This window comes from Comamonas humi (genome assembly GCF_054782535.1).
The window spans coordinates 87,746-108,357 of record NZ_BAAGSH010000004.1; the positions used below are offsets into that span (position 1 = coordinate 87,746).

General features: G+C 65.3%; 18 protein-coding genes. 9 read left to right on the top strand and 9 right to left on the bottom strand.

Going from position 1 to position 20,612, the window contains the following annotated elements; translation table 11 throughout:
• Nucleotides 1–29: 29 nt before the first annotated feature.
• Both ACYVKR_RS03325 and ACYVKR_RS03330 read right to left on the bottom strand, forming a co-directional pair.
• A complete protein-coding gene (locus ACYVKR_RS03325) occupies nucleotides 30–683 on the bottom strand; it encodes an inovirus Gp2 family protein (RefSeq protein ID WP_460479341.1) in 654 nt (217 codons plus the stop codon).
• Nucleotides 684–993: 310 nt separating this feature from the next.
• Nucleotides 994–1,185, bottom strand: coding sequence for a helix-turn-helix transcriptional regulator (locus ACYVKR_RS03330; RefSeq protein ID WP_460479342.1), 192 nt, complete (start codon nucleotides 1,183–1,185; stop codon nucleotides 994–996).
• 513 nt (nucleotides 1,186–1,698) lie between these two features.
• Between ACYVKR_RS03330 and ACYVKR_RS03335 the strand changes: the two genes are divergently transcribed.
• Nucleotides 1,699–2,622 (top strand): hypothetical protein, encoded by a 924-nt coding sequence (locus ACYVKR_RS03335; protein WP_460479343.1) that lies wholly within the window; start codon nucleotides 1,699–1,701, stop codon nucleotides 2,620–2,622.
• Between the two features lie 145 nt (nucleotides 2,623–2,767).
• Here the strand turns inward: ACYVKR_RS03335 and ACYVKR_RS03340 are convergent, their stop codons facing one another.
• The 3 genes from ACYVKR_RS03340 to ACYVKR_RS03350 all read right to left on the bottom strand — a co-directional run bounded on the left by ACYVKR_RS03340 (nucleotide 2,768) and on the right by ACYVKR_RS03350 (nucleotide 6,802).
• Entirely contained in the window at nucleotides 2,768–3,961 is a 1,194-nt protein-coding gene (locus ACYVKR_RS03340) for a tyrosine-type recombinase/integrase (RefSeq protein WP_460479345.1), read from the bottom strand.
• 789 nt (nucleotides 3,962–4,750) lie between these two features.
• Nucleotides 4,751–5,815 (bottom strand): NAD/NADP octopine/nopaline dehydrogenase family protein, encoded by a 1,065-nt coding sequence (locus ACYVKR_RS03345; protein WP_460479347.1) that lies wholly within the window; start codon nucleotides 5,813–5,815, stop codon nucleotides 4,751–4,753.
• A 3-nt stretch (nucleotides 5,816–5,818) separates the two neighbouring features.
• On the bottom strand, nucleotides 5,819–6,802 hold the full coding sequence (locus tag ACYVKR_RS03350) for a Bug family tripartite tricarboxylate transporter substrate binding protein (protein WP_460479348.1): 984 nt from the start codon (nucleotides 6,800–6,802) through the stop codon (nucleotides 5,819–5,821).
• Between the two features lie 148 nt (nucleotides 6,803–6,950).
• On the opposite strand from ACYVKR_RS03350, the gene ACYVKR_RS03355 reads away from it, so the two are divergent.
• From ACYVKR_RS03355 to ACYVKR_RS03365, 3 genes are read left to right on the top strand one after another with little or no spacing between them, the layout of a single operon-like run.
• A complete protein-coding gene (locus tag ACYVKR_RS03355; RefSeq protein ID WP_460479350.1) occupies nucleotides 6,951–7,259 on the top strand; it encodes a hypothetical protein in 309 nt (102 codons plus the stop codon).
• Nucleotides 7,260–7,275: 16 nt separating this feature from the next.
• Complete coding sequence (locus tag ACYVKR_RS03360; protein WP_460479352.1) at nucleotides 7,276–8,943, top strand: PDDEXK family nuclease; 1,668 nt, start codon at nucleotides 7,276–7,278, stop codon at nucleotides 8,941–8,943.
• Nucleotides 8,910–11,237, top strand: a complete 2,328-nt coding sequence (locus ACYVKR_RS03365) for an ATP-dependent DNA helicase (RefSeq protein WP_460479353.1) — start codon at nucleotides 8,910–8,912, stop codon at nucleotides 11,235–11,237. The genes ACYVKR_RS03360 and ACYVKR_RS03365 overlap by 34 nt, the downstream gene beginning before the upstream one ends.
• Before the next feature lie 13 nt (nucleotides 11,238–11,250).
• Here the strand turns inward: ACYVKR_RS03365 and ACYVKR_RS03370 are convergent, their stop codons facing one another.
• Nucleotides 11,251–12,216: a helix-turn-helix transcriptional regulator gene (locus ACYVKR_RS03370; RefSeq protein ID WP_460479354.1), complete on the bottom strand. Its 966-nt coding sequence runs from the start codon at nucleotides 12,214–12,216 to the stop codon at nucleotides 11,251–11,253.
• 116 nt (nucleotides 12,217–12,332) lie between these two features.
• Between ACYVKR_RS03370 and ACYVKR_RS03375 the strand changes: the two genes are divergently transcribed.
• Nucleotides 12,333–13,028: an alpha/beta hydrolase gene (locus ACYVKR_RS03375; protein WP_460479356.1), complete on the top strand. Its 696-nt coding sequence runs from the start codon at nucleotides 12,333–12,335 to the stop codon at nucleotides 13,026–13,028.
• A gap of 135 nt (nucleotides 13,029–13,163) precedes the next feature.
• Nucleotides 13,164–13,643: a DUF411 domain-containing protein gene (locus ACYVKR_RS03380; protein ID WP_460479358.1), complete on the top strand. Its 480-nt coding sequence runs from the start codon at nucleotides 13,164–13,166 to the stop codon at nucleotides 13,641–13,643.
• 25 nt (nucleotides 13,644–13,668) lie between these two features.
• Here ACYVKR_RS03380 and ACYVKR_RS03385 read toward each other — a convergent pair whose 3' ends face one another.
• Entirely contained in the window at nucleotides 13,669–14,883 is a 1,215-nt protein-coding gene (locus ACYVKR_RS03385; protein ID WP_460479359.1) for a citrate synthase, read from the bottom strand.
• A gap of 132 nt (nucleotides 14,884–15,015) precedes the next feature.
• On the opposite strand from ACYVKR_RS03385, the gene ACYVKR_RS03390 reads away from it, so the two are divergent.
• Both ACYVKR_RS03390 and aroC read left to right on the top strand, forming a co-directional pair.
• Nucleotides 15,016–16,482 (top strand): CoA transferase, encoded by a 1,467-nt coding sequence (locus ACYVKR_RS03390; RefSeq protein WP_460479360.1) that lies wholly within the window; start codon nucleotides 15,016–15,018, stop codon nucleotides 16,480–16,482.
• Nucleotides 16,479–17,579 (top strand): chorismate synthase, encoded by a 1,101-nt coding sequence (aroC, locus tag ACYVKR_RS03395; RefSeq protein ID WP_460479362.1) that lies wholly within the window; start codon nucleotides 16,479–16,481, stop codon nucleotides 17,577–17,579. The genes ACYVKR_RS03390 and aroC overlap by 4 nt, the downstream gene beginning before the upstream one ends.
• Nucleotides 17,580–17,639: 60 nt before the next feature.
• On the opposite strand, the gene ACYVKR_RS03400 is transcribed toward aroC, so the two are convergent.
• Nucleotides 17,640–18,626, bottom strand: coding sequence for a Bug family tripartite tricarboxylate transporter substrate binding protein (locus tag ACYVKR_RS03400; RefSeq protein ID WP_460479363.1), 987 nt, complete (start codon nucleotides 18,624–18,626; stop codon nucleotides 17,640–17,642).
• A 175-nt stretch (nucleotides 18,627–18,801) separates the two neighbouring features.
• Between ACYVKR_RS03400 and ACYVKR_RS03405 the strand changes: the two genes are divergently transcribed.
• A complete protein-coding gene (locus tag ACYVKR_RS03405) occupies nucleotides 18,802–19,347 on the top strand; it encodes a peroxiredoxin (RefSeq protein ID WP_460479365.1) in 546 nt (181 codons plus the stop codon).
• A 3-nt stretch (nucleotides 19,348–19,350) separates the two neighbouring features.
• Here ACYVKR_RS03405 and ACYVKR_RS03410 read toward each other — a convergent pair whose 3' ends face one another.
• Nucleotides 19,351–20,508, bottom strand: coding sequence for a CaiB/BaiF CoA transferase family protein (locus ACYVKR_RS03410; protein ID WP_460479366.1), 1,158 nt, complete (start codon nucleotides 20,506–20,508; stop codon nucleotides 19,351–19,353).
• Nucleotides 20,509–20,612 lie beyond the last annotated feature (104 nt).

Genomic DNA, 20,612 nt, shown 5'->3' on the forward strand with positions numbered 1-20,612 from the left:
CTGGTCGCCCCTGAATGCATGGCCCTCAGCTAGGAACGGCTGCACCCGAACGTGTGGAATCCCTGCTGGAACTCCTTGGTGTTCAGCTTGGAGAAATAGCTGACCCGATAGAAGGCGGCGTTGAACGACGCTTCGTCCCCTCGCACGATCCGGTAGGTAGGCCTCGTGGGGATATGGACGTAGCCCGCGATGTCATAGGCGTACATATTGAGAGCACAGGCCCATGCTTCATGGATCCGGGCATACATGTTGCCACCATCCAGATTGAACTGCCCAATGAAGGCGTAGGCCGCATGGTTCACCAGCAGAGCCACGTGGTAGTGCACACGGCCATGGCTGCCGATCTCCCGGCACCACATATAGCGAACATCCGCTTCATGAACGCGGTGTCCAGCAGATCTGCCTTGGTTCTGTGCCTGCGTGATCTTGGCACGCAGGGCGGCAAAGAACTTCGAGACGATGGCATTGCTGCCTAGTGCAGCAATAGACACATTGTCCGGAACATACAAATCAAAGCGCATCAGGCAAATGCGGCTATGGCGATCCAGAGATCGCTCCAGGCAATCATGCATCCGCTGCAAATGGTTGCCGATCAGATACCCGTGATGGGTAATAACGGGAGCACCCTGGAAGTGAGCTTCCTGGTGGATCTGCTGGTTGGTGTTGAGAGGGTTTCGCTTCATGTGTGTCCTGGTTGGTTTCAGACACACGGTTGAAGGTGAGGATCACGAATGCACTTTCATGGACAGAAAGTGCTCTGAGATAGGTGGCTCTCATTTCTGCATTGATGGGATCAATGCGATAGATCATCAGCAATAGACTGCTGGAAGCTGAGCCCTTGGCTCATGCTGCATTTCCTGTTCTTATTCTCTCTTTTAATAGAACTAATTCCTACACAAAAGGGGAGGAGGAGGGGGCGTTGCGCTATGAATTGCCGGGGAAGATTCCCTGGTGAAAAGCTATTTCTATTTTTTATTTGGCTCTTGAAAACTATCAAGCAGCTTGCTGATCGCGGTCATCGATTTTTTCTTGGATCCAGGCATCGACTTCGCTTTCTATCCAACCGACAGCCCGCAAGCCCAGGCTGATGGGCTTGGGAAACTGTGACTGCTTAAGCAGGGCGTACAGGGTGGTCTTTCCGAGACTGGTCTTGCCCAGGACTTCCTTGAGTTTGAGAACGCGCATGATGAGCTCCGGTGTTTGTGTGGCATCGGATGGCGTGCAGCAGGCGTTTTTAGGAGGCTACGGGGGAAGCGGTGGACATAAATGGATGGGAGCTCTCAGGTCGCGCCAAAAACAGGTGGGATGGGTTCGATGCATCAGCCTCCAGCCAAAAATCATCAGCATCGCCCTCGACGTGGCATATACAGGCAATGAAGCTCATGGGCCCGGAGCTTTTGGTCTTCGAACTGCTCGGTAATCGTTGCAGCAGTGCGGAGCTTGAGTTTTGATGCAGCAAGGTGGCCCGTGGCACCTGTCCAAGGAGGTGCACATCAGGGTCTCTTGATCACCAAAATTCCCTTGCCAAGATACTTCGAATGAGGCTCAAGTCGATTACTGAAGCAGGGCTTGGTCTTGAGATCACGCTTTGCCTCATGCCTTGTATACCTAGACTAGGTTGTTGCCAGATTGCACAACAGGCGCTAAGATGAACAAAAAAATCACCTTTAATACGTCAAATTTATATCTTGAAATAATATGCAAAATAATGATTTTAAACTTGATTTGAAATTGCGAGAAATATTCGGATATATTTTGCTCGAAAAGAGGACTTTGCAATCAATAGCCTTTCACCTTGAGTTGAGTATTGATATATCAATTGCAAATAGTAATTTTCTGAAAAATGAAATTGTTCGATTCTTCTGTAAAAATAACCTTCACCCTGTCGATCAGCAGTTAAAAATATTGGCCCAATCTCCAAAAATAGATCCAATTCATTTTGCATTTTTGAATGATTACAGTAGAGATTTAGTACTCAACAAAATGTATGAGCATGGAGTGTGTAAGGATGATTTGTTGTTGCCGTCATTCTCAAGAGGGCAGTCCATCGATATAACGGTTGCCTATTTGCTGGATATAAATGCTGCTGCATCTGATGCTTTGATTAGAAAGCTAGGTGATTTAAGTCGCAAGCTTGATAAAATGGGGAAAATGCTGGATCGGGCAAAATGGTTTGCTTCTGATTCGAAGAAAATTGAGGTTGCAAGATATATTTTTGAAAAAAGAGGGTATGCGTTATATTTAAATCAGTTCTTGGTAAATGCAGAGCTATTTTTTCTTGATGAGAGTATCCAAGTTGAGAAGAAGGAGTTAATTTTCAGAGAGATTAGAGCAAGATACAATCTGGGGGAGTCAAGGAAGAGCAATCCCAAAAAGCAGTGTAATTTCTCTATCGATCCCGACGCCTACGCCCTGATGGAGAAATTGCGCAAGGACAGTGGGCTAAAGAGGTCAGTATTTCTAGAGGTTATATTTGCTGCTGAGAACAAGGCCATTCTGCAGAAAATGATACAAAGGAAGCTGTTGTCTCCCAAGTATTACAAAACCTCAGTGCCGCTAACACCGCCAACCCCAGTGGAACCCTTAGTATGGGGGATTAACCATCAAGGCTGGGTTAGGTGATTTTTGTTTGAAGGCGGCCAAGCAGGACAGCCTATTCAGCTTTATCGGTGTCCATTGCCTCGAGCGTTGTTCGTGGTTGCCCGGAAAGCCTGCGCATGAAAAAGCTTTGTACGGAGACGCCGTTCATCTGATCGGGCAGTGCTGATCAATGGGAGGGCTCGATAAACCTCGCCCATTCCTGCATCATCTCCCGGCGTTTCTCCAGCGCATCCCCGCGCCGGTAAGCGGCCTCCACCTTGCTTTCCAGGGTGTGCGCCAGGGCTTGCTCGGCCAGTTCCCGGGGGAAGTTGGTCTTCTCTCCTGCCCAGTCCCGGAAGGTGGAGCGAAAGCCGTGGGGAACAGCGGTGACTTTCATGCGGCGCATCACGGCCGTCATGGTCATGTCGGACAGGGGCTGTCCTTTGGTGCCCGGGAAGATCAGATCGCTGCCGGCGATCTGTGGTGCGTTCTTGAGTAGTTTGAGGGCTTGCTCTGACAGGGGCACCCGGTGCTCTGCGCCAGCCTTCATGCGTTCGGCGGGTATGGTCCAGATGGCTTTGCCTAAGTCCACTTCTGACCAGAGGGCGCCGCGGACTTCTCCGGAGCGGGTGGCGGTGAGGATCAGGAATTCCAGGGTGCGTGCTGCAATGCCTGCACGGGTGTGCAGGTCCTGCATGAATGCGGGCATGCCGTCGATCGGTATGGCGGGGTGGTGTTCGACCTTCTGGATCTTGGCAGGGGCTGCCAGTACCTTGTCGAGGTGGCCTTTCCAGCGGGCCGGGTTCTCGCCCTTGCGGTACTTGCGCACGGTGGCCCAGTCCAGGACGGATTCAATGCGGCCCCTCAGGCGGCTGGCGGTTTCGTTCTTGCTGCTCCAGATGGGTTCCAGGCAGGCCAGGACATGGGGAAGGTCGATGAGGGAGACCGTCAGGTGCCCGAGGTGGGGCATGGCGTAGGTCTCGAGGGTGTTCTCCCACTGCTGGCGGTGCTTGGCATTCTTCCATTCGGAGGACTTGGCCTTGAGGAATTCCTCGGTGCACCAGCGGAAGGTCTTGTCGGTGGCGGCTTGGGCCAGCAGGACCTGGCGCTGCTGCTTGCGCGGGGCTACCGGATCATGGCCTTCGCGGATGCTTTCGTGAAGCTTCCAGGCCCGGTCACGGGCTTCTGCCAGGCTGATGGTGGGATAGGGCCCCAGGCCGATGTCCTTGCGCTTGTCGCCGACCAGGACCCGAAGGACCCAGCCGCGGTGGCCAGCGGAGATGCGAAGATGCAGGCCGGCGACCCCGCCTACGGCATACCGTCCTTCCGCCTTAAGGGCGGCCACCGCACGGTCTGAAAGCTGCTTCGCGATCTTGGGCATAGGGAAGTCTCCGCCATGTTTTTCTGTCCCACATTATGCCCACATAAAGCATCGGAAGTGGGTGATCTTGGGTGAACCATTCCGAACAAATGCAAGGTGAATTACTATTTAAAATCAATGATATACTGAATTTAAAAGAACATCATTGAACTTGACTATGGCGGACTCCGTTTCCGCCAAACAGAAGACCCCTGAGATTCCACGATCTCAGGGGTTTTTCTTTGGTCTTGGCATACCTCTCCAAAATCCGCTCAGAGATACAGATCCGGCGGTGGCATGGTCATCGCAATGGTGGCCACAGCGGCCAGGCAAAAAGCCAGTACGGCCATGCAGGTAGCCCCGAGGAGAACGAAGGGCTTCATGGATTCACCTTCTGCGCCACGACGGTGACAAGCCGGGCCAATGCGAACGAAAACATCGGAATCTCCTGGATAAAAATGCCCGCGCGGGAGGGCGGTGCGCAGTGCTGGAAAAAAGAAAAGGCCCGCGAGCGAGGCTGCGAGCCTTGAAGAAAATGCCGATGCCCGTGGGGCCGCTGGAGGAATTTCGATAGAGAGGGAGGGTGGGCCTCCAGCTCGGCGGAAACTGATTGCCTAGTTGGTTTTGACTATCGTGAAATGTATTCTATATGAATTTGAAAATCGATAGTGGATGGCAATCATTTCAGGTCTAAGGGTTTTTACCAGCTGAGTAGGCTGTTGCGGCGCAGATCGATATCGACCGGCCGCTCCTTGGCGAAGCGAATCCGAGCGAGCTGCGTTGAGCGATCCTGAGGGCGCCGGCTTTCGCCTATCCCCGCACGCGGGTGAGCAAGTTCTGCGCCGATGCGCATTGCTCGATATCCAGGGGCGCGATCAGGTCGTTGAGGGCCTTGAAGTCGAGCCCTGCGATCAGCGAGGCAGTGGCTACCAGCGTTTGCGTAGCCGGCATGTCCACGCCGGCCAGCGGCCCCAGGGCTGCGCAGAATGCCAGCCCGAATGGCACGTCCTCGCTGAGGTAGCGCGTGTGCGTGTCGGTAGGGCCTGGCGGGCCGCCGCGCTTGGCATGCAATTCCGCTGCAATCTGTGCCAACGAGGGGGCCGTCGTGCCGAACGACTGCGCGAAATGCTGCTCGATCGAGCGCACCGCCAGCCCGAATGCCCGGGCCAGCGCCAGCCGCTCGGCGTCCAGCCGCTTGATCACCGCGGACACCTGCGGTGTCATGTAGTGGTACTGCGGCCAGGGTTCGGCGCGCTCGATGCGTGTCCAGTTGAACAGCGCCAGCGGCACATGCGCCACCGGGTTGGTGTTGGTCAGCGTCGTGGCCAGCATGTTCTCATGTGTGCTGAAGACTTCGCCGAATAGCGCTCTGCACAGCGCTAGCGCCTGGTTTTGGCGCGTCTGTGGCAGGACCGATACCCCGAGCGCCGCGCGCCGCATCATGATCCGCACTTCGGCGGGGCCGGCGCGTCGCGCCGTCAGCACGGTGGTGCCCAAGGCCGCCACCGTGATGTCGCGCCCCGCGCGCTGCGCCGCCTCGTACAGATAGAGCGACGACAGCGAACCCATTGAGCTTACGATCACCGTCTGCCCATCGCGCAGATGCGGCAACAGGGCGTCCATCACTGCCTTATGTCCGTTGAGTGGCACCGCCAGCAACAGGACTTCGCCAGCCTGGGCCGCCGCCTGTGCCGACTCGGCCACCTGCACCCGCACCTGGGCTTCCAGTATGCCGGTGCTCGCCAGCGGCGCCTCGCGCAGCGCCTGCGCCCCTTGGCCGCCGGGCGACCAGACGGTGACCTCATGTCCGCCATGGGCCAGCCAGGCGGCGCAGGCCAGGCCGATGCCGCCGGTGCCGAGAATCGAAACCCTCATGGCTCAGTTCGCCGTGATATTGCCGGCTTTGATGACCTGGCCCCAGCGCCGGTCATCTTCGCTCACCACCTTGCCAAAAGCCTGGGCGCCGGCACAGGCGGCATCTGCTCCCAGGCCTTTGAAGCGTTCGTGGGTCTCGGGCAACTGGCAGACGGCGACCAGTTCGGCCGAGAGCTTCTCGATTTTTTCCGTCGGCGTCCGGGCCGGCGCCATTACGCCCACCCACACGGGCACCTCCAGGCCCTTGACGCCAGCTTCTGCCATCGTGGGCACGTCCTTGAACGTGGACACGCGCTGAGCAGTGAAGGTGGCCAGCACGCGCGCCTTGCCGGCCTTCACCTGTGGATCGATGGAGGCAGTGCTGGTGACGATCAGCGGCACTTGCCCGCCCAGCAGGTCGTTGAGGGCGGGTGCGGCACCCCGGTAAGGGGTGTGCAGGAGCTGGATGCTGGTGGTTTGGGCGAACAGTTCGCCGGTGAGGTGCGAGACCGTGCCGTTGCCGGTGGAGGCATAAGCCAGTGCGCCGGGGCGGGCCTTGGCCTCGCGAACCACATCGGCCACGCTCTTGTAGGGGCTGGCGGTGCTGGTGGCGAGCGTCATCGGCGTATCGGCCACCATGGCCACGGGCAGGAAGTCGCGGTGCGCGTCATAGGGCATCTTGGCCTGCAGGTGCGGGGCGATGGAGATGGCGCCGCCGGTGGCCAGCAGCAAGGTATTGCCGTCCGGCGCGGCCTTGGCCACGGCCTCGGCGGCGATGATCCCGCCGGCGCCGGCCTTGTTCTCCACGATCACGGGGCTGCCCAGGCGCTGGGTGAGTTTGTCGGCCAGGTAGCGGCCAATCACATCCTGCGCGCCGCCGGCAGCAAAGGGCACCACCAGCCTGATGGTCGGGGAAGACTGTGCTTGCGCCAGCATGGCGGGCAGCAGCATGGCCGCGGCCAGGATGGCGTGTGACAGCGCGGTGCGCCGGGAGGGAAGGGAGTGCATGGGGCTTGCCTTGGCTGGATGGTCGAGTGGAGCCGTGCCAGTCTAGCGGGATTCCGGCAAGATGCCGGTCGCCACGGCGGCGCTCGGCATGGTGCATTTCCTGCATAAATACTGTATATTTGAACAGTATCTATTTGCGGAGGAATCCATGGAAGTCATCGATACCCTGTTCACCGTTGCACTGCGCGACTATCCCGAAGACCTGCCGGCCAAGAACCGCCTGGCGGCTGAAACCCGCTATACGCGAGAGCTCACGCGGCAGTTCGGCTCGCCCGAGCAGGTGGCCGCGGCGCTGGACACCTTGCAAAGCCTTGAGGACTTTCCGCCTGAATCGGTATCGCCCAGCGAGCTGGCGCTGGTCAAGCAGTGGGGGAAGGCCACCAACGCGGCGCGGCAAGCGGGCTTTCGCGACCTGGGCGAGGTGGAGGAGGCGTATTTCGAGGTGCAGCTGGTCTGATAGAGTGCTGCCGCCCATGCTCCCGCCGTATCGCTTCTACTACCTGCACAATTTCCAGCGCGCGCTGGACTGGATCGGCGAGCGCTATGGCGATCTGCTGGATGGAGCCGAGCTGGGGTTCCTGCGCCGCTTCGCGCAATTGCCCCAGCCCTCGCAGGCGTTGCTGGTGCGCTTGTTGATGCGGCGCGGGCCCTGGTTTCGCGCGGGTAAGCTGGTGTACGAGGAAATCCCGGACATCGAGGGCGCGGCTGCGCCGCTGCTCAAGCTGGGCTGGCTCGACGCCGGCCAGCCGATGGGGCTGGACGAACTATTCGCGCTGCACACCAAACCCGAACTGCTGCAGTTGTTTGCGGGTACTGCAGTCCATGCCGGCATGCGCAAGGCAGAGATGCTCCAGGCGCTGCTGGCCACGCACGACCAGACGCAAAGCTACCGCCAATGGCACCCGCAAGCGCATGAGGCGGCTTGGCGTGTGATGGTCGGCGATCTCTGCGAGCGCCTGCGGCTGATGTTCTTTGGCAACCTGTACCAAAGCTGGTCGGAGTTCGTCCTCGCCGATCTGGGCGTGTTCCGCTATGAAACCGTGGCCTTCGATGCCGCGTCGCGCGCCTTCCAGTCGCGCGCCGATGTTAATGGCTATCTCGCGTTGCAGGCTTGCCGCCAGGCGCTGGATGAGGGTTTGGCGACCGATGAGCTGCTGCTGCGGGCGGCCAACTGCGCGAGCGCCAATCCCTGGCTCGAGCAGCGCCGCGCCAAGCTGCTGCTGCGCATAGGCCAGGCCTGCGAGCGCGCTCAGGATTGGGCCCTGGCCGAGCAGGCCTATGCGCAATGCCGCTACCCGGGCGCACGCCACCGGCGCATCCGTGTGCATGAGCGCATGGAGCGCTATGCCGAGGCCATGGCGCTCGCGCTGGCGGCACAGGCCGATCCTGAAAGCGACGAAGAGGCCCAGCGCGTGGCGCGCATGCTGCCGCGGCTGCGGCGCGGCCTGGGGCAGGGCGCGGCCGCTCGCAGGGGCAGCCTCGCACCGGCCGTGGCGCAGATGCGCAGCGATATGGAGCTGGAGCTGCCGGTTGGCGAGGCTTCGGTCGAATACGTGCTGCGCGACCACTGGCACTGCGAGGCCGCGCCGGTGTTCTACGTCGAGAATGCGCTCGTCAACTCGCTGTTCGGCCTGCTGTGCTGGCCAGCGATCTTTGCGCCGCTGCCAGGCGCGTTCTTCCATCCTTTCCAGAGCGGCCCGGCCGACCTGGGCGCGCCCGATTTCGTGCAGCGCCGCGCGGCACTGTTCGCGGCCAGCCTCGCGCCGCTCGACGATGGCAGCTGGCGCGAGGTGATCCGCCAGCGCTTTGCCGACAAGCAGGGCCTGCAGTCGCCGTTTGTCTTCTGGGGCGTGCTGAGCGAGCCGTTGCTGGCGCTGGCGCTCGACTGCATTCCGGCTGCGCACCTGAGGTTGCTCTTCGCGCGGCTGCTGCGCGACGTGAAGGCCAACCGCACGGGCTTTCCCGACCTGGTGCGTTTCTGGCCCGCCGAGCGCCGCTACGAGCTGGTCGAGGTCAAGGCGCCCGGCGACAAGCTGCAGGACAACCAGATCCGCTGGCTCCAATACTGCGCCGAGCATGGCATTCCGGTGCGGGTCTGCCATGTGCAATGGCGTCCGCAGCCGGCCGGGGCCGTGGCGTGAGCTACACCGTGGCCGTGCGTGCGCTGTGCGAGTTCACGGCACGCGCGGGTGACCTGGACCTGCGCTTCACGCTCGCGCCCAGCGCGCTCGAAGGCATGGCCGGGCACCGCCTGGTGCAGTCGCGCCGCGGCGAGGGCTACGAAACCGAGATCGGCCTGGCCGGCGCCTACGAAGACCTGCAGGTGCGCGGCCGTGCCGATGGCTTCGACCCGCAGGCCGGGCAGCTTGAAGAGATCAAGACCTACCGCGGCCAGCTCGACGGTGTGCGCCCCCACCACCGTGCGCTGCACTGGGCCCAGGCGCGCGTCTACGGCCACCTGCTGTGCCAGGCGCGCGGGCTGGCACAGCTGCGTGTGGCGCTGGTGTATTTCAATGTGGGCACCAATGAAGAGACGGTGCTGGTCGAAACGCACGAGGCCGAGTCGCTGCGCGCATTCTTCGAGCAGCAGTGCCAGCGTTTTCTGGCCTGGGCGCGCAGCGAGGTCGCCCATCGTGCGGCGCGCGATACGGCGCTCGCGGCGCTGCAGTTCCCGATGCCGCGCTTTCGCGCGGGCCAGCGTGAGCTGGCTGTTGCCGTCTACCGCTGTGCACGGTCGGAGCAGGGCGGCCAGTGCCTGATGGCCGAGGCGCCGACGGGCATCGGCAAGACGCTGGGCACGATCTTTCCCATGCTCAAGGCCGCGCCAAGCCATGGCTTGGACAAGCTGTTCTTTTTGACCGCCAAGGGCACCGGCCATGGACTGGCATTGCAGGCGCTGGCGGCTGTGAACCAGCAGCTTGCGCAGCAGGCCGGGCCCTGGCGCCTGCGGGTGCTCGACGTGCAGGCGCGCGACAAGGCCTGCGAGCACCCCGACAAGGCTTGCCATGGCGAGTCCTGCCCCTTGGCCAATGGCTTTTACGACCGGCTGCCGGCGGCGCGCGCTGCGGCGCTCGAACAAGCCCAGCCCTGGGATGCACCGGCGCTGCGCACCGTGGCCATCGCGCACCAGGTCTGCCCCTACTATCTGGCGCAGGAGCTGGCGCGCTGGAGCGACGTGGTCGTGGCCGACTACCACTACTTCTACGACAGCGCTGCCATGCTCCACGCGCTGACCCGGGCGCAGCAGTGGAAGGTGGGCGTGCTGGTGGACGAGGCTCACAACCTGCCCGAGCGTGCGCGGCGCATGTACACGGCCGAGCTGTCGCAGTTCGCGCTTGCCGATGCGCGCCAGGCAGCGGTGGGTGCCGTGCGCAAGGCGCTGGATCGGCTGCAGCGCAGCTGGAGTGCCTTCAACAAGGAGCAGGCGGCGGATTACCAGGCGTACGAGGCGGTACCCGCCACGCTGCTCGGTGCCGTGCAACGCGCCGTGGGCGCGATCGCCGATGCCCAGGCCGACCGGCCCATGCTGCCCGGCGACCCTGTGCTGGCCATCTATTGGGAAGCACTGCACTTCCTGGCGCTGGCCGAGCAGTTCGGCAGCCATGCGCTGTTCGATGCGAGCCTCGTGCCGGGGCGGCGCGGCGCCATGCTTTCGAAGCTGTGCATCCGCAACGTGGTGCCGGCGCCGCACCTGGCGGACCGCCACGCAGCGGCGCATGCCACGGTGCTGTTCTCGGGCACGCTGAGCCCGCCGCATTTCTACCGCGACATGCTGGGCCTGCCGGCGGACACAGGCTGGGTCGAGGCCGACTCGCCGTTCCAGGCCGAGCAGCTGGCGGTGCGGGTCGCTGGCCACATCTCCACGCGCTGGCGCGACCGCGAGCGCTCGCTGCGGCCGATCGCCGATCTAGTGGCCGAGCAGTACACGCATCAGCCCGGCAACTACCTGTGCTTCTTCAGCAGCTTCGACTACCTGCAGCGCGCGGCCGCATCGCTGCAGCAGGCGCATCCGCAGCTGCCGCTGTGGCTGCAGACGCCGGCCATGGACGAGGAGGGCCGCGCCGCCTTCCTGGCGCGCTTTACCGAGCAGGGGCACGGCATAGGCCTGGCCGTGCTGGGCGGTGCGTTCTCCGAAGGCGTGGACCTGCCGGGCCAGCGTCTGATCGGCGCCTTCGTGGCCACGCTGGGTTTGCCGCAGCTCAACCCTGTCAACGAGCAGATGAAGCTCGCCATGGAGCGCCACTTTGGCGCCCATCGGGGCTACGACTACACCTACCTCTACCCGGGCCTGCGCAAGGTGGTGCAGGCCGCGGGCCGCGTGATCCGCAGCGAGCAGGACCGGGGCGTGGTGGTCCTGATCGACGACCGCTACCGGCGCGGCGAGGTGCAGGCCCTGCTGCCGCGCTGGTGGCGAGTGGGCGATGGAACGCCGTGAGCGGATGCAGGCATCACGGCCGTTGCATGCGGTAGGCGCTGGGGCTCACCCCGTAGTGGCGCTGGAACGCACGACCGAATGCCGCCTGCGAGGAATAGCCGGCCTGCTCGGCCACCTGCACGATCTGCAGGTTCGACGAGGCGAGCAGGTCGGCCGCCAGCTGCATCCTCCAGCGCGTCAGGTAGCGCATCGGTGTTTCGCCGACGACGTGGATGAAACGCTGCGAGAAGTTCGAGCGTGACTGGCCGGCCAGGCGAGCAAGTTCCTCCACATCCCAGCCATGCCCCGGCGCGGCATGCAGCCGCGACAGCACGCGGTTGATGGCGGGATCGCGCAGCGCCGCCGCCCAGCCGCCTTGCAGATCGTGCCCGCTGGCGATGTAGTGCCGGATGGTCCAGACGAAGAGCAGCTCGGCCGTCTTCGACAGCATGATGCCGCTGCCCACGGCCGGGGACTGGAATTCGAGCTCCATCGCGGCGATGGTGGTCGGTATCCAGGCACCGGCCGGCCCGGGCGCACCATCGCTATCGCCATGGCCGTTGCCGGGGACGTGCAGGAGCTCGGGGAGCCCGCCCACGAGCGCCTCTCCGTGCAGCCCGCCGAGCTGCAGCACCGCGGTGATGACCTGCGCGTCGTCGTCATGGCCGCCTTGCTCCAGCCATTCCAGCCGGTGCGGCCGGGCCTGCATCACGGTCACGACATCACCCGCGAGCAGCCGTAGCCCGTCTTGCCGTCCCCCAAGAAGCAGCCGGCACGCGCCGCGCTGGACGATATGGATGCAGGCCCCGCCCTCATCAAAGTGCAGGGGCTGCAGTCGGCCCACGCTTCTTGCCTGGCTCACGCGCCCGCGCACCTGCGCCCGGGCATAGATCTCGGAAAACACATCGATCGCAGGCGGCGGGGCGGCTGCAGGTTCGGCCTGGCGTTTGGGCATCATCTTTGGCGTTTGGATCGTAGATTTGTCATCTTCCTCGTCCAATAATCTTATCCAGCGGTGTGGATTCGTCCAGAGCGGATGGCACTGCCTGGCACCGGATGGATGCAGCCAAGCCTTCAGCCAGCCGGAGATGGGCTATCCCACACAGGAGCAGATTCATGAGTACCCAACCGGCCATCGTGCTCGTCCATGGTTTCTGGGGCGGCGCCGCGCACTGGAGCAAGGTCATCGTCGAGCTGGCCCGCAAAGGCCATACGGCGCTGCATGCCGTCGAGCTGCCGCTGACTTCGCTGGCAGATGATGTCGAGCGCACGCGGAAGATGCTGGCGCAGATTCCGGGCCCGGTGCTGCTCGTCGGGCATTCATACGGCGGTGCCGTCATCACCGAGGCGGGCAACGCCGGCAATGTGGCCGGCCTGGTCTACATCGCCGCCTTTGCCCCCGACAGTGGCGAGAGCCCCGGCGGGATCACGCAACAGCACCTGCCCGCCGCCGCGCCGAACCTGGCGCCGGACAGCGACGGCTACCTGTGGATCAAGGCCGACAAGTTCCACGAGAGCTTCTGCCAGGACCTGGGCGCCGACGAGGCGCTGGCCATGGCCGTGGCGCAGAAGGCGCCGCTTGCCGGCACCTTTGGCGACACGATCGGCTCGCCCGCCTGGAAGCACCAGCCGTCGTGGTACCAGATCTCGAGCGAAGACCGCATGATCGCGCCCGAGAACCAGCAGCGCATGTCCGCCCGGCTGAATGCGCGCAAGGTCATCACGCTGGATGCCAGCCACGCCTCGCTGGCGTCGCGGGCCGCGGAGGTGGCTGCGCTGATCGACGAGGCCGCCCGCCAGACGGCCGCGTGAGATGGCGGCAGTGGAGCGCAGGGGGAGAGGCTTGACATTCCCACCGTGTCAAGGTGGAAACTGCAGCGCTTTGGCGCATGCCGGCCGCCACGGCCGGTGGCCCTTTCCATCCACATTCCACCAGGAGGTTTCCCCATGTCCATGTTCGGCAGTTCGATGAATCCGCGGCGGCGCGTGCTGCTGCTGGGTGCGGCAGTGCTCGGTTCCCAGGCGCTGGCCGCCGTGGCTGCGCCGCGCACACCGATCGAGGTCTGGAAGGACCCGAACTGCGGCTGCTGCCAGGACTGGATCACCCATCTGGAGGGCCATGGCTTCAGCGCCCGGGTGATGGACGAGGGCAACAACGCGGCGCGCAGCCGCTTGGGCCTGCCGGCGAAATATGGCTCCTGCCATACGGGCCTGGTGCAGGGCTATGTGATCGAGGGGCATGTGCCGGCGGCCGATATCAAGCGCCTGCTCAAGGAGCGGCCCAAGGCCCTGGGACTGGCCGTGCCCGCGATGCCGGTCGGCTCGCCGGGCATGGACGGCGCGGCCTATGGCGGGCGGCGCGATCCCTACCAGGTGCTGCTGGTGCGCAAGAACGGATCGGCGGAAGTGTTCAGTTCCTACTCCTGATGCAGCGCGACGCCTGGTGCCAACCTTAGCGGAAGCGCACCACGCGGCCCGTGGGCTGCGGTGCGGGCGTGGGCGGCTCGGCGCCGGTGTAGACCGCGCGCGGGCGAATCAACTGGCCTGAGGCGCGCTGCTCCAGCGCATGGGCGATCCAGCCCGCGGTGCGGCCCAGCGCAAATAGCACGAAGGCTGCGCCCGCGGGCAACTGCCAGGCGCGCTGCACAGCCACCAGGGCGTAGTCGAGGCTGGGGTGCAAGCCCGTGTGCTCGTAGACATGGTCGATCAGGCGTTGGCGGCGACGGTCTGGCGGCAGGCGCTGCAGCAGCGTCTGGCTGCGGGGATCGCCCTGCGGGTACAGCGGATGGCCGAAGCCCGCGCAGTAGTGGGGCTTGCTGCCGAGCCGCGTGTCCTGCAGCAGCGCCGCCAGCGAAGGCGCGATGGCCTCGTGCGCATGCCATTCGTCCCAGTGCCGGTCGATGAGCTGCGTCATGCCGCCATGCAGCGGTCCCGACAGCGCCGCCAGCCCCGCGCCCACGCTGGCGTGCAGGCTGGCGCCGGTGGACGCCACCACGCGCGCGGCAAAGCTCGAAGCATTCAGCTCATGGTCGGCGCACAGCACCAGGGCGCGGCGCAGCGTGTCTGCGGCATCGGTGCCCACCTGCCACTGCCGTTGCAGGCACAGGTGCGCGGGCAGCGATGAGGGTGAAGAGCCCAGCAGCGCGGCGCCCATGGCCTGCAGCAGCGCGGCAGGCTGCTCGGCAACCGCTGGCGTTGCGGCGTGCCAGGCGGCCAGCACCGCTGCAGGGGCTGGCAATGCGGTGGCTGGGGCGGGCGGTTTGCTGTCGCCAGCCGGGGGCTGGCGCGCTCCATTGTCATGGTTCTGCCATAGCCACTGCGCCGTCTGCTCCAGCGTGGCGTGTTCAGCCCAGGGCACGGCATCGCGGCCGCGGTAGTAAAGGTGCCCGTCCGCCACCAGCGTGATGGCAGAGGACAGCACGGGCTGCCCCCAGTCGAGCGTGGCTTGCGCCAGCCGGGCCGGGTTGCGCACCGCCTGGCGCTGGCGGGCCAGGCGCATCACGTCGCTTTGCAGGTAGCGGCTGCCGCGCTCGCCGGGCATCTTCTGCGCGCGCAGCAGGCCACGGCTCACATAGCTGTACAGGCTGCTGCGCCGCACGGCGAGCAGCGCGGCGGCGGCCTCGGCCGAAAGCCAGGGGGAGTCTGCTTCTGGGGCGGGTGGATTCACGGCGCCGATTGTGCGCCGATTCGGCTGTTGGAACACGTTCTTGGAGCGATGTGGATCGGCCCGATCAAGATTGACGCCGGCACCGCCGGATCGCTCCAATGCGGCTATCGACAGCAGAAACCCGACCGCCGCATGAACACTCCCATCTCCCCGCCATCGCCCGCCGCCGTGCTTGAAACCCTGTGGCGGGATGCCGGCCTCGATGCCCGGGCCCTGGGCCGCGCGCAGCTGAGCGGCAGCAACCAGCGCTTGCCCAGCAGCTTTGCCGTGGGTCAGGCCGCGCAGGCGAGCGTGGCCGCGGCGGCGCTCGCCGCCTCCGAGATCGGCGCGCTGCGCCAGCCCCACCTGCCGGCGCAGGGCGTGGCCGTTGCCATGGAGCACGCGCTGGCCGAGACCTCGGCCTTCTTCACGCTGGACGGCGTGCGGCCCTCGATCTGGTCGCCGGTGTCGGGCCTGTATGCCTGCGGCGCCGCCCTGGGCCGGCCGGGCTGGGTGCGCATCCACGCCAACTTCGACCACCACCGCGACGGCGTTCTGCGCCTGCTGGGCCTGCCGCCCGGAGAAAATACGTCAAAACAGCAGGTAAGCCAGGCACTGCAGGCGCAAGATGCTCTTGATTTTGAAGCAAAGGCCACGGCCGCTGGCCTGGTGGTGGCTGCTGTGCGCAGCCTGCAGGAATGGGAGGCGCACACACAGAGCGCCGCCCTGCGGGCGCAGCCGCTGGTGCGCATCACGCAGCTGGATGCAGAAGCCCCCGCCGCACCGCGCGCCTGGCCAGCCCTGGCTGCGGATGCCTTGCCATTGTCGGGCTTGCGCGTGCTCGATCTCACGCGCATCCTCGCCGGGCCGGTGGCCGCGCGCACGCTGGCGGCCCATGGCGCCGAGGTGCTGATGGTGAATGCGCCGCAGCTGCCGAACATCGAGGCCATCGCCGACATGAGCCGTGGCAAGCGCTCGGCGCTGCTGGACCTGAAGGCGCCCGCCGGCCTGGCGCAGATGCGGCAGCTGCTCGCCGATGCCCACGTGTTCGTGCAGGGCTACCGCCCCGGCAGCCTGCAGGCGCTGGGCCTGGGCGTGCAGGACGTGGCGCGGCTGGCGCCCGGCATCGTCCATGCCAGCCTGTCGGCCTACGGCCGCAGCGGGCCCTGGGCCGACCAGCGCGGCTTCGATTCGCTGGTGCAGACGGTGAGCGGCATCAACCTGGCCGAGGCCGGGGCCTTTGGCGACCCCACGCCCCGGGCGCTGCCCATGCAGATCCTGGACTACGGCGCCGGCTTTCTGCTGGCCTTCGGCATTCAGGCGGCGCTGCTGCGCCAGGCCGCGCAGGGCGGCACCTGGCATGTCGAGGTGTCGCTGGCGCGCGTGGCGCAGTGGCTGGTGGATCTGGGCCGGGTGCCGGTGGTGCCGGCCGCGGACACCGGCGCGGACTGGCTGCAGCCCTATCTGGAGACCACCGCAAGCGGCTTTGGCCAGTTGTGCGCGGTGCGGCCCAGCGCCCGGCTGTCGCGCACGCCGCCCCGCCTGCGTCGCCCCTCTGTCCCGCCAGGAACCGACCAGCCGCGCTGGTTGATGCATCCAGACGATAATAGCGGGCTATGAGCGGAAACACCTTTGGCACCCTGTTTACTGTCACCAATTTCGGCGAATCGCATGGCCCCGCCGTGGGCTGCGTGATCGACGGCTGCCCGCCCGGCATGCACCTGGCCGAGGCGGACATCCAGCGCGAGCTGGACCGCCGCCGGCCCGGCACCAGCCGGCATGTGACGCAGCGCAACGAGGCCGACCAGGTCGAGATCCTCTCGGGCGTGTACGAGGGCAAGACCACCGGCACGCCGATCGGCCTCTTGATCCGCAACACCGACCAGCGCAGCAAGGACTACTCCAACATCTCGCAGAGCTTCCGCCCCGGCCATGCCGACTACGCCTACTGGCACAAGTACGGCATCCGCGATCCGCGCGGCGGCGGGCGCTCGTCGGCACGGCTGACCGCGCCCACCGTGGCCGCCGGCGCCGTGGCGCGCAAATGGCTGTTCGAGAAGTTCGGCACCGAGTTCCGCGCCTGCATGCTGCAGCTGGGCGAGCTGCCCATCCCGTTCGAGAGCTGGGAGCACGTGCCCAACAACCCCTTCTACGCCCCGGTGGCCGACGTGCAGCAGTACGAGGACTACATGGACGCGCTGCGCAAGTCGGGCGACTCCTGCGGCGCGCTGATCCGCGTGCAGGCGAGCAAGGTGCCCGTGGGCCTGGGCGAGCCGCTGTACGACAAGCTCGACGCCGACATCGCCTACGCGATGATGGGCCTGAACGCCGTCAAGGCCGTGGAGATCGGCGCCGGCTTCGACGCGGTGACGCACCGCGGCACCATGCATGGCGACTCGCTCAGCCCGCAGGGCTTCCGCAGCAACAATGCCGGCGGCATCCTGGGCGGCATCAGCACCGGCCAGGACATCGAGGTGCGCATCGCCATCAAGCCCACCAGCTCCATCATCAGCCCGCGCGAGTCCATCGACGTTCATGGCAACAGCACCGAGGTCATCACCAAGGGCCGCCACGACCCCTGCGTAGGCATCCGTGCCGCGCCCATCGCGGAGGCCCTGCTGGCCATGGTGCTGATGGACCATGCGCTGCGCCACCGCGCGCAGAACGCCGATGTGAAGCTGGACGTGGGGCCGATCGCCGCAGTGGCGCCGCGCTGAAGCACCCTCCCGTCAATGAAAAGGGCCGCATCAGCGGCCCTTTGTGCATGCGCAGGCAGATCAGTTGATCGTCGCGCCCGAGGCCTCGACGATGGCCTTGGAGTTCTTGAAGTCGGCCTGGAAGAACTTGTCGAAGTCCGCCACCGACATGGCCTGCGGCTCGGCGCCCTGGGCCTGGATGGACTCCTGCACTTCCTTCATCTGCAGCAGCTTGTTCACCTCGCCGTTGATCTTGGCGACGATGGGTGCAGGCGTGCCCTTGGGGCCGAACAGGCCGTACCAGGTGCTCACGTCGAAGCCCTTGTAGCCGGACTCGGCCACGGTCGGCACCTCGGGCAGCGACGAGCTGCGTTTGGCGGACGTGACGGCCAGCGGGCGCAGCTTGCCGGCCTTGATCTGGCCGATGGCGGATGGCACCGACGACACCAGCAGGTCCACGTTGCCGGACAGCGCATCGACCAGCGCCGGGTTCGAGCCCTTGTAGGGCACGTGGGTCAGCTTGATGCCCGCGGCCTTCTCGAACAGCACGCCGGCGATGTGGATGCTGGTGCCGTTGCCCGGCGAGCCGTAGGTGATCTTGCCCGGATCGGCCTTGGCGGCGGCGATCACGTCGGCCAGGGTCTTGTACTTGGAATTCTCCGACGTGGCGATGATCACCGGCGAGTACGCCACGTGGGCGATGGGCGTCAGGTCCTTGGCGGGGTTCCAGGGCAGGTTCTTGTACAGGTAGTAGCCCAGCACCACGTTGTCCTTCTGGCCCATCACGATGTCGTAGCCGGTGGGCTGGGCCTTGGCGGCCTCGCTGATGCCGATGGTGCCGCCCGCGCCGGCGCGGTTGTCGGCCACCACGGTCCAGTGGTTCTGCTCGGTCAGCTTGGAGGCGACGATGCGCGACAGGATGTCGGTGCCGCCGCCCGGCGGGAAGGGCACGACCAGGCGGATGGGCTTGGTCGGGTAGTCCGCGGGTGCGGATTGCGCCTGCGCGCCTGCGCTGAAGGCCACGGTCAGCGCCAGGGCGCCATAGCTCACGAAGTGACGACGAAGCATGGGAAAAGGTCTCCAAAAAGGCAGGGCAGGCAAGGCGCCTGCCCGGGTTCAGACAGCGGCCATTGTAGTGACTGGGGCAATGGGGCCGGCCCCTGGATATCATGGAGCGGTTTCTTTCTTTCGGCGAACACGCCCATCGGCCATCGAGATGGCTGCGGGGCAAGGAGTGATGGGCATGACAGCAGTTTTCAAGCGCGCCTGGTGCGCGGCCGTGCTGGTGGCAGCGGCGTCGGTGGGCCACGCGGCGCTGAAGCCGGGTGCGCAGGCGCCGGTGTTCAAGACCGAGGCGGCGCGGGCCGGCCAGGCGTTTGCGTTCGACATGGCCGAGGCGCTGCGCAAGGGGCCGGTGGTGCTGTACTTCTTCCCGAGGGCATTCACCGAGGGTTGCACCATCGAGGCCCATGCCTTCGCCGAGGCCACGCCGCAATTCGGCAAGCTGGGTGCCACTGTGGTCGGCATCTCGCACGACGACATCGCCACGTTGAAGAAGTTCTCCACCGAGGCCTGCCGCGACCAGTTCGCGGTGGCGTCGGACGCCAGCGCCGCGACGATCCGCGCCTATGACGCGGGCAGCGCCTCGCGCCCCGGCACGGCGAGCCGCATCTCGTATGTGATCGACCGCGACGGCAAGGTCGCTTTTGCGCACGAGGGCAGCGACCCGCTCAAGCACGTGGAGCTGACGCTGCAGGCGGTGCAGCGCCTGCAGGCCGCCAAGCCGTAGCGTTCAGTCAGCGAAGCCCAGCTCGCGCAGGATGGCCCCGGTGTGCTCGCCCAGCGCGGGCACGGCGCCCATGGCGGCCTCGCTGCCGCCCAGCGTGGCGGGCGGCAGCAGGGCCTGGATGGGCCCCTGGGGCGTCGCCACCTCGCGCCAGCGCTGGCGCGCCTCGAATTGCGGGTGGTTCCACACGTCTTGCGGCTCGGCCAGCGGGGCGTTGGCAATGCCGCCGGCGTCCAGGCGCTGCAGCACCTGTTCGCGGGTGAGCGGAGCCAGGCACTGGGTGATGATGGCGTCGAGCTCGGTGCGGTGCTGCACGCGCAGCGTGTTGCGGGCAAAGCGCGGGTCGTCAATCAGGTCAGGGCGCTCGAGCACGGCGCGGCAGAAGTCGGCCCATTCGCGGTCGTTCTGCAGGCCGAAGATGACGCTCTTGCCGTCACCCGCGCAGTACTCGCCGTAGGGCGCAATCGTGGGGTGGGTGAGACCGCTGCGCACCGGCGCCTGGCCGCCGTAGTGGCTGAAGTTCAGCGGGTACGACATCCACTCGGTCAGGGCCTCGAGCATGGTCACCTCCACCCGCAGGCCCTGGCCGGTGTGGCCGCGCTGCAGCAGCGCCGACAGGATGCCGGAGTAGGCATACATGCCCGCCGAGATGTCGGCGATCGAGATGCCGGTGCGCGCCGGCGCCTCGGGCGTGCCGGTGACGGAGATCAGGCCGGACGCGGCCTGGATCAGCAGGTCGTAGGCCTTCTTGTCGCTGTGCGGCCCGCCTTCGCCGTAGCCCGAGACATCGCAGACGATGAGCCGGGGGTATTGTGCGTGCAGGCTGTCGAAGTCCAGGCCCAGGCGGGCGGTGGCGCCGGGGGCGAGGTTCTGGACCAGCACGTCGCAGCGTGCCAGCAGCGCGTGCAGCACCGGCAGGCTCTCGGGCTGCTTCAGGTCCAGCGCCAGGCTTTCCTTGCCGCGGTTGGCCCAGACGAAGAAGGATGATTGGCCCAGCACCGTGCTGTCGTAGCCCCGCGCAAAGTCGCCCGCGCCGGGCCGCTCGATCTTGATGACGCGGGCACCCAGGTCGGCGAGCTGGCGGCTGGCGAACGGGGCCGCCACGGCGTGCTCCAGCGCCAGGACGGTGATGCCTTGCAGCGGGCGGATGGGGGCATGGGTCATGGGGCCTCGAAGTCAAAAAAATGCCCCGCACGACGCCATGCAGGGCCTGGAAAAAATTATAGAAATCGGCCGGCCGCCGGGCCAGTCGATATTTTCGAAGCGGG